General features: G+C 71.1%; 11 protein-coding genes and 1 pseudogene. 8 read left to right on the top strand and 4 right to left on the bottom strand.

Annotation, left to right across the window (positions count from 1 at the left end; all coding sequences use genetic code 11):
- Window positions 1–5: 5 nt before the first annotated feature.
- Both ACFU5O_RS14440 and ACFU5O_RS14435 read right to left on the bottom strand, forming a co-directional pair.
- A pseudogene (locus ACFU5O_RS14440) lies at window positions 6–317 on the bottom strand (hypothetical protein); the annotation flags it as partial.
- A gap of 374 nt (window positions 318–691) precedes the next feature.
- Window positions 692–1,072 carry a hypothetical protein gene (locus ACFU5O_RS14435; RefSeq protein WP_384240015.1) on the bottom strand — a complete coding sequence of 127 codons (381 nt, stop codon included), beginning with the start codon at window positions 1,070–1,072 and terminating at the stop codon, window positions 692–694.
- Window positions 1,073–1,279: 207 nt separating this feature from the next.
- Between ACFU5O_RS14435 and ACFU5O_RS14430 the strand changes: the two genes are divergently transcribed.
- The 6 genes from ACFU5O_RS14430 (at window position 1,280) to ACFU5O_RS14405 (ending at window position 8,405) form a co-directional block, all read left to right on the top strand.
- A complete protein-coding gene (locus ACFU5O_RS14430) occupies window positions 1,280–3,343 on the top strand; it encodes a SpoIIE family protein phosphatase (protein WP_384240013.1) in 2,064 nt (687 codons plus the stop codon).
- 87 nt (window positions 3,344–3,430) lie between these two features.
- On the top strand, window positions 3,431–4,180 hold the full coding sequence (locus ACFU5O_RS14425) for an amino acid ABC transporter ATP-binding protein (protein WP_384240434.1): 750 nt from the start codon (window positions 3,431–3,433) through the stop codon (window positions 4,178–4,180).
- Between the two features lie 40 nt (window positions 4,181–4,220).
- On the top strand, window positions 4,221–5,051 hold the full coding sequence (locus ACFU5O_RS14420; RefSeq protein ID WP_384240011.1) for a glutamate ABC transporter substrate-binding protein: 831 nt from the start codon (window positions 4,221–4,223) through the stop codon (window positions 5,049–5,051).
- 46 nt (window positions 5,052–5,097) lie between these two features.
- On the top strand, window positions 5,098–5,763 hold the full coding sequence (locus tag ACFU5O_RS14415; RefSeq protein WP_384240010.1) for an amino acid ABC transporter permease: 666 nt from the start codon (window positions 5,098–5,100) through the stop codon (window positions 5,761–5,763).
- Window positions 5,760–6,665, top strand: a complete 906-nt coding sequence (locus ACFU5O_RS14410) for an amino acid ABC transporter permease (protein WP_384240008.1) — start codon at window positions 5,760–5,762, stop codon at window positions 6,663–6,665. The genes ACFU5O_RS14415 and ACFU5O_RS14410 overlap by 4 nt, the downstream gene beginning before the upstream one ends.
- Window positions 6,666–6,875: 210 nt before the next feature.
- Window positions 6,876–8,405 carry a DUF6056 family protein gene (locus ACFU5O_RS14405; RefSeq protein WP_384240006.1) on the top strand — a complete coding sequence of 510 codons (1,530 nt, stop codon included), beginning with the start codon at window positions 6,876–6,878 and terminating at the stop codon, window positions 8,403–8,405.
- Here the strand turns inward: ACFU5O_RS14405 and ACFU5O_RS14400 are convergent.
- Complete coding sequence (locus ACFU5O_RS14400) at window positions 8,380–8,790, bottom strand: GtrA family protein (RefSeq protein ID WP_384240004.1); 411 nt, start codon at window positions 8,788–8,790, stop codon at window positions 8,380–8,382. The genes ACFU5O_RS14405 and ACFU5O_RS14400 overlap by 26 nt on opposite strands.
- A gap of 319 nt (window positions 8,791–9,109) precedes the next feature.
- Here ACFU5O_RS14400 and ACFU5O_RS14395 point away from each other — a divergent pair, with 319 nt between their 5' ends.
- Complete coding sequence (locus ACFU5O_RS14395) at window positions 9,110–9,361, top strand: hypothetical protein (RefSeq protein ID WP_384240002.1); 252 nt, start codon at window positions 9,110–9,112, stop codon at window positions 9,359–9,361.
- Between the two features lie 253 nt (window positions 9,362–9,614).
- Window positions 9,615–9,737: a hypothetical protein gene (locus ACFU5O_RS14390; protein WP_384240001.1), complete on the top strand. Its 123-nt coding sequence runs from the start codon at window positions 9,615–9,617 to the stop codon at window positions 9,735–9,737.
- A gap of 83 nt (window positions 9,738–9,820) precedes the next feature.
- On the opposite strand, the gene ACFU5O_RS14385 is transcribed toward ACFU5O_RS14390, so the two are convergent.
- The gene (locus ACFU5O_RS14385) at window positions 9,821–12,562 is read right to left on the bottom strand and encodes a SpoIIE family protein phosphatase (protein ID WP_384240000.1); all 2,742 of its coding nucleotides are present in this window, start codon (window positions 12,560–12,562) and stop codon (window positions 9,821–9,823) included.
- Window positions 12,563–12,948 lie beyond the last annotated feature (386 nt).

Raw genomic sequence — 12,948 nt, 5'->3', positions numbered from 1 at the left:
GTTCCAGGCAGCACGACGGCCTGGTACTTGGCGCGCTGTCGCCCGTCGACGGTGTCGGCGAGGAAGGCCGCGTCGATCGACGGGCGGTCCGGGCTTCGGAGTTCGACGACGGTGTACGGGGTCCCCGCACCGTCGAGTTCGGCGGCGATGGCGTCCGTCGCCGGGCCGCCGTCGGACACGATCAGCACCCGCAGGTCGATGCGGGGCGTCCCCTCGTCGGCCTGGACCGGCGCCGCCGGTATACCCAGCGAGAGGACGAGCGCTCCGGCGGTGAGCGCGGTCGTGCGTAGAGTCCGCTTGGCGCGGGTCCGCTTCATGCGGTGAGGTCCCTCCCCGTTTCCCCCCAGCACAACGGGCACGCCCCTCCCCGGAAGCGTGCGGCCGTTGTGCCCTTACGCGTCACATAGTGGATGCTGCGTGTGGGTTCTGTGCGCCTGTGGTGAAAATTGACGAAAAAGCGCAGGTGCCGCGTCGGGGCGGGCGCCCCGTGACCCGCTCCCCTGCGGGGAGAGATCGAGTGGGCGCAGAGGGTAAACGCTTGCTGTCGGAAGTGGCCCGAACAAGCGAGCGTGTCGCGAGCGTTCATTTTCGGCCAGGCGTTCCGGCGTACGGTCCGTGCCCGCAACGCGGATGGCGGGCGGCCGCCCGAGGGGTGTGCGCTCCGGGGTCGCCGTCGGGTGCGGGGCTGTGGTCAGGAGGCTGCCGGCGTCGTGGGAGGGCGGACGACCCGGGTGTCCGGGGCGGTGAAGATTCCTTCCTTGATGCTCCGGCCGTTGTCGTACTCGTGGTGGAGGTACGAGGAGAAGCCGATGTTGCCGTTGCAGCCGGAGCCGGCGGCGATCCGACAGGTCACAGTGACCGTGCGGGTGGCTCCCGGGGGAAGCGGGATCTCGTAGTTCACCCCGAGGCCGGTGCCGCCGGCGCCCGAGCACGAGGCGCCTTCGGCCGTGCACGGAACGAGGCTGTACTTGAGGTCCTTGCGCTGCGTCGTCGTCCAGGTCGGCCGGACGGCTGCCCGATGTCCCCTGGGGCGCGGCCCGATGTCCCCCGGGGCGCGGCCCGGTTCCCGCACATGCGCCGGGGATGGCCCATCCGCCTCCCCGGAGAGCGCGCGTTGCCGAGCGTGTGCGGAGCGTCACTCAGAGCTCGGCGGCAATGGCCGGTTCCGCGCCCTCTCACCCGGACGGGCCCGGGCCGGGGTGCGCCGCCGGGCCTCGCGCGCGTGAATGGAGGGCAAGGTGTGTGCAATGCGCCGTACGACAAAGGAGGCGCGTACGGCATGGATTCCGAACTCGACGCGGCTCTGCTGCACGCGCTGTTCACCCGGCCCCCGATCGGCCTGCACGTGCTGGACCGCGATCTGCGCGTCGTACGGTTCAACACCGGCGCGCCCGGTGCGGAGGGCGTGAACCCCCAGGACCTGCTGGGGCACAAGTGGAGCGACCTCGGAATCATCGCGGACGACACGGAGCGCATGCTCCGGCAGGTGCTCGAATCGGGGAAGCCCGTCACCAACCACCGCAACAGAGTGCGCCTGCCGAACCTCGGTGACGAGGAGCGGGTGCTCTCCCTCTCCGCCTTCCGCCTCGAGGACTCCGACGGCCGCGTCCTCGGAGTCGCCGCGACGGTGGTCGACGTCACCGAGCGGGACCGGGCCGAGCGGCGCCTGGAACTGCTCTACCGGGCCGGCGAGACCATCGGAAGCACGCTGGACGTGTTCCGGACGGCGCAGGAACTCGCCGATTCCGCAGCGCCGGAACTCGCCGAAGTGGCCGTGATCGACGTCCTGGACTCCGTGCTGCACGGTGAGGCCCCCGCCCCGGGCCCTCTGGTCGACCGGATCACCGTCCGCAGGGCGGGCTTCCGGTCGGTCCGCTCGATCCCGGTGGAGAGTCCGTACGGCATCGGGGACGTACGGGTGATGCCCTTCGGGACGCCCTACGCCCAGGCCCTGGCCGACCTCCAGCCCCGGCTCGTACGCGCTCTGGAACACGACGACGCGTGGACGACCCGAGTCCCGGCCCAGGCCGAGCTGCTGCGGCGGGCGGGCGCACACTCGCTCATGGCGGTACCGCTCGCCGCCCGCGGCGTGGTGCTCGGCATGGCCGCCTTCTACCGCACGAGGGGCTCCCCGCCCTTCGAGGACGCCGACCTCGATCTCGCCCGCGACCTGGTCGCCCGTGCGGCGGTGTGCGTCGACAACGCCCGCCTCTACACCCGCGAGCACACGCTCGCGCGTCTCACCCAGCGCACCCTGGTGCCTCTCCGGCTGCCCGCGCACACCGCCGTGGCGACTGCGTACACCTATCTCCCCGTGGTCTCCAGCGGTGTCTGGTACGACGTTGTGCCACTGTCCGGAGCGCGTGTCGCCCTCGTGGCGGGCGATGTGTCGGGGTGCGGCATGCGGACCGTGACCACGATGGGGCGGCTGCGCACGGCGGTCAGTGCCTTCGCCGCCATGGACCTCCCGCCGCACGAAGTCCTCGAACGCCTGCATGACGTGACCGGGCAACTCGCCCATGAGTATCCGGCCGTGTCCGGCCTCGAGCGGTCCGACGATCCGCCCCTGACCGCGACATGCCTCTACCTCGTGTACGACCCCAGCACGCGCGAGTGCGCCATCGCACGGGCCGGCCATCCGCCGCCCGTCCTTGCCCTTCCCGACGGCACCGTCCGGCTTGTCGACTGCCCGGAGGGTCCGGTCCTGGGCCGGGGCGTGAGCTCGTATCCGACCACCCTGATCGGCCTTCCCGAAGGCAGCGTCCTCGCCCTTCAGAACTGCGGACTGCTCCACGGCCCGGTCGAGGACCGGCTGCCCCTCTACCGCGAGGTGCTCGGCCGCCCCAGCGATTCCCTGCAGGAGATGTGCGACGCCCTCGTGGCCTCCCTGCTCCCCGAGGATCCCGACGACGACGCTCTGCTGCTGCTGGCCCGCACCCGTGGGCTCGGCCCTGACCAGGTGCGCTTGTGGACGCTCCGCAACGAGCCGGAGAGCGCCGCCGCGGCCCGTCGGCTGGTCGGCCACGCGCTGGAGGACTGGGACCTCGAGGACGTCGTCTTCACCACTCAGCTCATCGCCAGCGAGCTGGTCACCAACGCGGTCCGCTATTCCTCCGGGCCCGTCGGTCTCCGGCTGATCCGCGACACCGTCCTGACCTTCGAGGTCTCCGACACCAGCAATGCCTCTCCCCACCTGCGACACGCCGAGGACGACGACGAGGGCGGCCGGGGGCTGGACATGGTCGCCCATCTCGCGCGGCGCTGGGGCACCCGCAGGACCGGAAGCGGCAAGATCATCTGGACGGAGCAGCCGCTCCCCGGTGTCCCTGCTACCGACCGGTGATCCAAGCCCGGCTCCGGCGTGCGCACCGCCCGGCGAGGACGCAGCATGAAGCCGAGGAGCGGAGCGACAGTGAGCAAGGACCATGCCATGCCGGGTGCGGGCGGTGCCCTGGTCGAGCTGCACAAGGTCAACAAGCACTTCGGCGCGCTCCATGTGCTCCGGGACGTCGATCTGACCGTCCACCGGGGCGAGGTCGTGGTCGTGATCGGTCCCTCGGGGTCGGGGAAGTCCACCCTGTGCCGGGCCGTCAACCGGCTCGAGACGATCGACTCGGGCGAGATCTTCATCGACGGGAAGCCGCTCCCGGCCGAGGGCAAGCAGCTCGCCCGGCTGCGGGCCGACGTGGGGATGGTGTTCCAGTCGTTCAACCTCTTCGCGCACAAGACCGTGCTGCAGAACGTCACGCTGGGTCAGATCAAGGTCCGCAAGGCGGAGAAGAGCGCCGCCGAGGAGCGCGCCCGCTCGCTCCTCGACCGGGTGGGTGTCGGTTCCCAGGCCGACAAGTACCCCGCCCAGCTCTCCGGCGGCCAGCAGCAGCGCGTGGCCATCGCCAGGGCACTGGCCATGGAGCCGAAGATCATGCTTTTCGACGAGCCGACCTCGGCGCTCGACCCCGAGATGATCAACGAGGTGCTGGAGGTCATGCAGCAGCTCGCCCGGGACGGCATGACCATGGTCGTCGTCACCCACGAGATGGGCTTCGCCCGTTCGGCCGCCAACCGTGTGGTCTTCATGGCCGACGGGCGGATCGTGGAGGAGACGACGCCCGAAGAGTTCTTCGTCAACCCGCGCAGTGACCGGGCCAAGGACTTCCTGTCGAAGATCCTCCACCACTGAGCACGACAAGCACCGCACATCTATCCCAGGGATGATCACGATGAGGCTTCACCAGGTCACCACCGCGGCCGTCGCCGCGCTCGCGCTCTCCCTGACCGCCGCGGCCTGCGGTTCCGGCGGCGACGGCGGCGGCGGTGACGGGCACAAGATCGCCGTCGGTATCAAGTACGACCAGCCGGGCATCGGCCTGAAGACCCCGGACGGGAAGTTCACCGGCCTCGACGTCGACGTCGCGACCTACGTGGCCAAGGAACTCGGCCACAAGCCCGCCGACATCGAGTGGAAGGAAGCCAAGAGCGCCGACCGCGAGACGCTGCTCCAGCGCGGCGACGTCGACTTCATCGCGGCCTCGTACTCGATCACCCCCGAACGTCTGAAGAAGGTCGACTTCGCCGGGCCCTACTTCCTCGCCCACCAGGACGTCCTGATGCGCGCGGACGACAACTCGATCACCAAGCCGTCGGACCTGAACGACAAGAAGCTCTGCTCGGTCACCGGCTCCACCTCGGCGCAGAACGTCAAGACGAAACTCGCGCCCAAGGCCCAGCTCCAGGAGTACGGCGGCTATTCGGAGTGCCTTACCGGCCTCGAGAACAAGGCCGTCGACGCCCTCACCACCGACGACGCCATCCTCGCCGGCTTTGCGGCGCAGCCCGGGTTCAAGGGGAAGTTCAAGCTGGGCGGCTTCAGGATGAGCAACGAGAACTACGGAATCGGTGTCCAGAAGGGCAGCGAACTCAAGAGCCGGATCAACGCTGCCCTGGAGAAGATGGTCGCGGACGGCTCCTGGGACGCATACGTCAAGAAGAACCTCGGGCCGTCCGGGTACAAGAGCGAGTCCGCCCCGAAGATCGGCGTGATCGTCGGCTGAGCCGCCGTCCGGTCCGTGACCGACCACGCGCCGAAGGCGGGAGACCGTGTTCGACTTCCTTGAGGGATACGACCTGCTGGGCGCCTTCTGGACGACGGTGCAGCTCACCGTCTACTCCGCCGTAGGCGCCCTGATCTGGGGCACGGCGCTGGCCGCCATGAGGGTGAGCCCCGTGCCCCTGATGCGCGGCTTCGGCACCGCGTACGTGAACGTGGTGCGCAACATCCCCCTGACCGTCGTCATCGTCTTCGCCTCGCTCGGCCTCTTCCAGACGCTCGGCGTCACCCTGGGCGGGAAGACGTTCGAGACGATCAACTTCCGGCTCGCCGTGCTCGGCCTGATCGTCTACACCGCCGCATTCGTCTGCGAGGCGCTGCGGTCCGGCATCAACACGGTGCCGGTCGGCCAGGTGGAGGCGGCCCGGGCCATCGGCCTGAGCTTCCCCCAGGTACTGCGCCTCGTCGTCCTTCCCCAGGCCTTCCGTTCGGTGGTGGGCCCGCTGGCGAACGTGCTCATCGCCCTGACCAAGAACACCACCGTGGCCGCCTCGATCGGTGTCACCGAGGCCGCCCTGCTGATGCGGCAGATGATCGAGAACGAGGCCCAGCTCCTTCTCATCTCCGCCATCTTCGCGGCCGGCTTCATCTTCCTCACCCTTCCCACCGGACTGATCCTCGGCCGGGTGAGCAAGAAGGTGGCGGTGAAGCGGTGACCTCCGTCCTCTACGACGCACCCGGGCCGCGCGCCAGACGCCGCAACGCCGTGTACACCGCCGTGTTCCTCGCAGCCGTCGCCGCGCTCCTCTGGTGGGTGATCCGGAGCCTCGCCGACAAGAACCAGCTGGAGTGGGTCAAGTGGCAGCCATTCTTCACCGACTCGCGGGTCTGGACGACGTACATCCTGCCCGGTCTTGAGAACACCCTCATCGCCGCGTTCCTCGCCATGGTCATCGCCCTGCCCCTCGGCGCCGTCCTGGGTATCGGCAGGCTCTCCGAGCAGTGGTGGGTGCGCGGCACGGCCGGCACCGTCGTGGAGTTCTTCCGCTCCATCCCCGTGCTGATCCTCATGCTCTTCGCCAATGCGGCGTACTCCGAGTTCACCGACATCAGCCCTGACCGCCGTCCGCTCTACGCCGTGGTCACCGGTCTCGTGCTCTACAACGCCTCGGTGCTCGCCGAGGTCGTACGGGCGGGCATTCTGTCCCTGCCCCGGGGGCAGACCGACGCCGCCAAGGCCATCGGCATGCGCAGGGGCCAGGTCATGCGGTACGTGCTGCTGCCGCAGGCGGTCACCGCGATGCTGCCGGCCATCGTCAGTCAGCTGGTGGTCGTCGTGAAGGACACCGCGCTCGGCGGCGCGCTGCTCGGGTTCTCCGAGCTGCTTGCGTCGGTGCGCCCCATGAGCGCCAACTACGGTGCGAACACCATCGCCTGCTTCACCGTCGTCGCCGTGGTGTTCGTGGTGCTGAACTTCGCGCTCACCACCTTCGCGAGCCGGCTCGAGGCCCGGCTGCGGCGAGGCAGGAAGTCCACGGGAGCGGTGGTCGGCGCCGGTGACGTCGAGGAGCTCGCCACGCCGGGCGAACACGTCGTACCGCGTCCTGACAGGCCGTGACGCGGGGCGCCCAGGTACGCACGCCGGGTGGCGGATGCCTTCCACGGGTGGCGTCCAAGTGCCGCCGACAGAACCGCCCGGCCCGTGGGAGCGCGGCCGGGGCGCCCGCATTGCGCCACTTGACCCGCGCCGGTTGCGGGCTCCGCGCACCTGGATTCGAGTGGGAAGGACCCGCCGGGCGGCGGGCGGCGAGGAGGGCTACGAGAGGCAGTGACGTACACGGCCGTCGGCGCGTCGGGCGCCACCGTCCCGCGCGAGCCGGACGGGTGCGCGCCACGCCGGCGGCACACGCGGCCGGCCGGCCGGGGGAGTGCCACGGTCGTCCGGGCCGTGGCTCCGGCGCTGCCGCCACTCGCGCTGCTCGCCATGGCCGCGTGGCTGGGCCGCCATGTACGGCCCAGCGCCGACGAATGGTGCTTCCTGCCCGTCGTCCGGGACCACGGCATCGCCGGGCTGGTCGAGAAGTTCTACGTCACGGACAACGGCCGGATCGGCAACGGCCTGCTCGTCGGGCTGTACGCGCGGTTCCCGGTCGCGGGTCACCAGTGGTTCGGCCTCGTCAGCGGAGTGCTCGTACTGATCGTGCTGTGGGCCCTCGTCCTCGTCCTGCTGAGGGCGGCGGGGCTGCGCGCGCCGCGGGGCGTCCCGCTGTGCGTGGGGGCCATGGCCACCGCGGTGTTCCTGTTCGCCACGCCCAACACGTACAAGACGTTCTACTGGCCCGCCGCCTCCGTCTCGCACACCCTCCCTCCCGTGCTCGCCTGCGCGGCGGCCGTCCCGGCACTGAGTGCCCGCAGCCGCCGGGGCCGTGCCGCTGCCCTCGCCGCCCTCCTGCCGGCGGGGATCCTCCTCGGCACGCTGTCCGAGGAGACGTCGGTCGTCGTCCTCGTCGTGCTCTCGGGGCTCGTAGCGCTGAGCGGGCGGCTCTTCACCGGGGGCGTCAGGGCCCGTGTCCGAGGCGCGGCCCTGCTCGCGATGGCCGGGGTCGCCATCGGTACGGCTGTGCTGGTCACCTCCCCGGGGGCGCGGAACAGGCGTGAGCGGTACGGCGCCGGATCCTCGTCCATGGCCGCCCCGGAGACCTTGCTCGCCGCCGCACGCGGCTATCTGCGGGTCCTGGAGACGGTGTTCACGACCTGGCAGTACGCGGGTGCCGTCGCAGCGGGAGTGCTGCTCGGCCTCCTCGTGCGGGACCGGCGGGCCGGTCCCGCCGCCTTCCGCCCGGGCGCGCCGGCGCTGCTGGTCGCCTTCGGCGGGCTCGCCTTCCTCGTCGCCGGCTACGTCTGCACCGTGATCACCCATCCCGTCTTCGGCTCACGGGTCGTGTCCGCCGCCCGGACCTGGAACGACTACCTGCTGCTCTATGTCCTCGTGCTGGTGGCCGCCGGCTGCCGGCTGGGGCGTGTGCTGCGCTCGCGGATGCCAGAGCGGGGGACCGGCATGGTGACGGCGGTGGCAGCAGTGGCAGCGCTGGTCTGTGCCACCACGGTCGTGGGACTCGCCGTACCGCTCCACCAACTGGGCCGGCAGATGCGCGTACGGGCCCACCAGTGGGACCGGCAGGACGTGTGGCTGCGCGCCCGGGCGGCGAACGGCGCGGAGATGCTCCCGTACAAGCCGCTGTCGGTGAGCGGCATGCTGGAGCCCTTCGGCAATCAGGGGCGCGATCGATGGCCCGCCCGGTGCGTCGCCGACTACTACCACCTGGAGGGGGTCATCCGCTCGACGCGCCTTCCGTGACGGGCTTCCTGGTCCCTGAGGTGATCGCCCACCGCGCGAGCAGGAACGAGAGCGGGGTGACGACCGCGCCCGCGGCTACGGCGGCGAGGTGCTCGTCCATGCCCAGCCTGGTCACAGCCAGATGGAGAAGGAGCCCGCTGCCCACGAGATTGGCCGCGCCCGACACGGGATAGCGCACGAAGGCACGCCATGTCGGCCTCGTCCTGAGCGTGATGCGGGAGTTGAGCAGGAACGATCCGGTGACGCTCACCGAATACGCCAGGGCATGGGCAGTCAGATAGGGGAGCCAGACGTTCAGCACGGCGTACACCGCGCAGTACACCCCCGTGTTGGCGATGCCGATCGCGGCGAAGAGGGCGAACTGCCGGAAGCCGGAAGGATTCATGGCTCGACCCCGCCGGGGGCTTCGACCGAAATCACCTGCATCTCCCCAGTGGAACCGAGGACGCGGCGTGGGACCGCCGCAGGTACTCCGCATGGGCTCCGGGGACCGTCGTACGTACGCCACGAGGGTGGGCCCCCGGGTTCCCTGATCGCCGAGGGAACCCGGCGGCTGTACGCCGTCGACTCCGCGCCCTGCGCGAGGTCGACCTATGGCTCGACCGGTTCCGCGGCTTCCGGGAAGAGCGGCTGGACGCGCTCGGTACCGAGCCGGCGCGAGGCAAGCGCGAGCGCCGCACACGGAACGCGAAGGAGGAACAGCGATGAGCGACGTCGTCCGCGAGGTCGGCCGACGGGCCGAGGCCGGGAGCGAGGCGCGCACGGTACTGCTCCGGCGCACGTACGACGCCACGGCCACGGTCGAGGACGTCTTGGACGCCTGCACCGACCCCGAGCGGACCAGCCGCTGGTTCCTTCCCTTGACCGGGGAGCTGAAGCCGGGCGGCCGCTACCAGCTGGACGGCAACGCGGGTGGGGAGATCTGCGCTGCGAGCCGCCGAACCGGCTCAGGGTGAGCTGGGTGATGGGCGAGAACCCCGGGTTCAGCGAGGTGGAAGTAGGTCCGACGGCACAGGAGGCCGGGCGGACCGTCTTCGAGCTGGAGCACGGGACCGTCGTCCCGCCCGAGATGCGGGAGCGGTTCGGCCCCGGCGCGGTCGGTGTCGGCTGGGAGCTGGCCGTGCTCGGTCCGGGACAGCATCTGAAGGGCGGCTCGATCGATCCCGCGGAGGCGGCGGCGTGGCAGGCGTCCGCAGAGGCCGGGATGTCATGGCCCGCAGCAGCCAGGCATGGGGCGAGGCCTACTCCGCTGCTGGCGCATCGGCCGATACGGTCTCCGCGCCCGTGCGCGCCACCACGGCGTTCTACGCCCCGCCCAGGCCGGAGCAGTGAGGGCGCCGGACGACGTCGCCCCCGGCGCGTGGCGGCGGCCCTCCGCGGGCCCCGAGCCGCTCGCGCGGCCCGGCGGACCCGCCTCAGAGGAGGTCGGCGTCCGTGAAGCCGAGCAGCGCCGCGCCCTCCGCCTGAGGTGAGGAGCCGTGCAGCGGCTGCTCCGCCCAGATGATCTTTCCGTCGGCGGTGTACCGCGTGCCCCAGCGCTGGGCGAGCTGAGCCACCAGGAACAGCCCGCGGCCGCCCTCGTCGGTCGTGGCGGCATAGCGCAGATGGGGCGAGGTGCTGCTGCCGTCGGCCACCTCGCAGGTCAGCGTCTGGTCATGGAGCAGCCGTACCCGGATCGGCCCCGAGCCGTAGCGGATGGCGTTGGTGAGGAGCTCGCTGAGGATCAGCTCGGTACCGAAGGCCAGTTCCGACAGGCCCCAGTCCTCCAGCGTCCCGACAGCCTTGGCGCGCATTCCGGCGACGGCGCTGGGGTCGGACGGTACCTCCCACTCGGCGACCCGCTCCGGGCCGAGGAACCGGGTGCGGGCGATGAGCAGGGCCACGTCGTCCTTGGGGCGCGCGGGCAGGAGGGCGTCCAGCACCTCCTGGCAGGTCTCCTCGGGGGTCCGGTCCGCATGGGCGAGAGCCTGACGCAGCAGTTCGATGCCCACGTCGATGTCCCGGCTGCGGTCCTCGATCAGCCCGTCGGTGTAGAACACGAGCCGGCTGCCCTCCTCGAGTTCCAGCTCCGCGGCCTCGAACGGCATCCCGCCGAGCCCCAGCGGCGGCCCGGCCGGAAGCTCGGGGAACTCGACCGTGCCGTCGGGATGGACCAGTGCGGGCAGCGGATGTCCCGCCCTCGCCATGGTGCACCGGCGGGTCACGGGATCGTAGACGGCGTACAGACAGGTGGCGCCCGTCATCGCGGGTCCGCCGTCCGAGCCCGCGCCGGCGCCCGGCTCGTCCTGGTCGATACGCCCCACCAGATCGTCGAGGTGCCCGAGGATCTCGTCGGGCGGCAGGTCCAGCGTCGAGAAGTTGTGTACGGCGGTGCGCAGCCGCCCCATCGTCGCCGCCGCGTGCAGGCCGTGGCCGACGACGTCACCGACCACCAGCGCCACCCGGCTGCCGGGCAGCGGAATCACGTCGAACCAGTCTCCGCCGACACCGGACTGTGCGGGCAGATAGCGGTGTGCCACCTCGACCGCGCTCTGGTCGGGCAGAGCGCGCGGCAGAAGGCTGCGCTGCAGGGTCACGGCGAGAGCGTGCTCGCGGGTGTAGCGGCGGGCGTTGTCGACGGACACCGCGGCGCGGGCGACCAGCTCCTCGGCGAGGGAGAGGTCCTCCTCCTCGAAGGGGCCGGGCTTCTCCGAGCGCCAGAAGTTGGCCACGCCCAGGACCACGCCCCGGGCCTGCAGGGGCACGGTGATCAGTGAATGGATGCCGTAGGAGACGACGTCGTTCGTCCGCTCCGGGTCCTGGGCCAGCCAGCCCGGGGCGTCGGACAGGACGGGTACCAGCTCGGCCCGTCCACTGCCGAGACCGCGGGCCTGCGGCGTCGAGGGGAGGAACGCGATCAGCCTGCCGAGCTCGTAGAGAGGATGGTCGTCGCGGATGCCGCTGACGGCGGTACGGCGCATCTGCCCACCGCCCCCGTTCGGCTCCTCGCCGTTGAGTACCGGGTCGGCCAGGTCGACGGTGACGAAGTCCGCGAAGCGCGGGACCGCCACATCGGCCAGTTCCTCCGCCGTGCGGGTGACGTCGAGCGTGGTCCCGATGCCGACGCCGGCGTCGTAGAGCAGCTGGAGCCGCTTGCGGGCCATCTCCGCCCTGCCGGTCAGCGCCTGGAGCTCCGTGGAGTCGCGGATGGTCGCGACCGTGCCCATCGGCCCTCCGGGGCCTTCTGTGGGCCGCTGGTTCACCACCAGCAGCCGGTCCCCGGCCGAATGCACCTCGTCCGTGGCCACACGGCCGCAGGCCAGCAGCGCGGCGGTGGCGGGGTGCAGACCGGGCAGCTCGGCGACGGACCTGCCCTCGGAGTCGGAGGGCATGCCGAGCAGCCGCTTGGCCTCGTCGTTCGCGAGCACAAGCTTGCCGTCGGGGCCCACGATGACAACGCCTTCCTTCACGGCGTGCAGAACGGCGTCGTGGTGCTCGTACATCCGGGTCATCTCGGCCGGACCGAGACCATGCGTCTGCCGTTTGAGCCGTCTGGTCGTCAGCGCGGTACCGGCCGTGGCCAGGGCCAGGCCCACCGCCCCTGCACCGAGGATGACCGGCAGCTGCCGGTTCACCGCGCCGGTCACGTTCTGGACCTTGAGACCGGCGGAGACCAGCGCCACCACGGAGCCCCTCCGGTCGGTCACCGGGACCACCGCCTGGACCTCGTGGCCCAGCGGTCCATGGACACTCTCGACCAGGACCTTGCCCTTCAACGACGGCTCGATCGTGCCGACGAATCGGTGCCCGATCCGCTCCGGCTGGGGGTGCGTGTAGCGGATGCCCTTGGTGTCCATCACCACGATGAAGTCCACGCCGGCGTCCTTGCGGGTTGCCTCGGTGATCGGCTGAAGCACCCGGGAGGGGTCGGGCAGTCTCAGGGTGGCGAGCAGCCCCGGGGAGTGCGCAAACGTTTCCGCGACCGCGATCGACCGGTTCCGCGCCTCGCGGTCGGTGTCGGCCCGTGACTGCAGTACCAGGGCCAGGATCGCCCCGAGAACGAGCAGGACCACGACCGCCACCTGGAGGACGAAGACCTGCCCGGCGACGCTGGTGGGGCGTTTGCGGATCAGTTGCCGAACCGATACGCCCCGGAATCGGTCGAAGCGGCTGATCACGGTGTTCTTTCTAGCACCGCAGTGCCGGGTGGGGCCATACGGGAGAACCGGACAGTCGGCGCGGCGGGGTCTTTTCCCCGCACTCGCGGCCCCTGGGGGAGCATCCTGCCCGGATTCCGCCTGCCCGGATTCCGGCGGCGGGTCGCCGGGGCCGTAGCCGCGGTCACGGCACGTGGCCGGGGGTGCGCAGCGCCGGCGGTGTCCTGACCGGAGTGCAGCAACATCCTGCGCCTCCGGCGGCTGCCCCGGGCCCGGCATCCCTCAGGAGGACGCGCCGGGGAACGGGGACCCTCGGGCCTCGCCCGAGCAGGTGATCACCGGCGGGCGAGCGCGTCCACAGGGTCGGCGAACGCCGGAACGGGTTTTCGTCAAGCCGTCCCGAGGCC

Origin of the sequence: Streptomyces sp. NPDC057445, from assembly GCF_042802855.1 — a bacterium.
GTDB lineage: Bacteria > Actinomycetota > Actinomycetes > Streptomycetales > Streptomycetaceae > Streptomyces.
The sequence above is the reverse complement of the archived record's forward strand: the minus strand, read 5'-3'. Positions and strand labels throughout refer to the sequence as shown.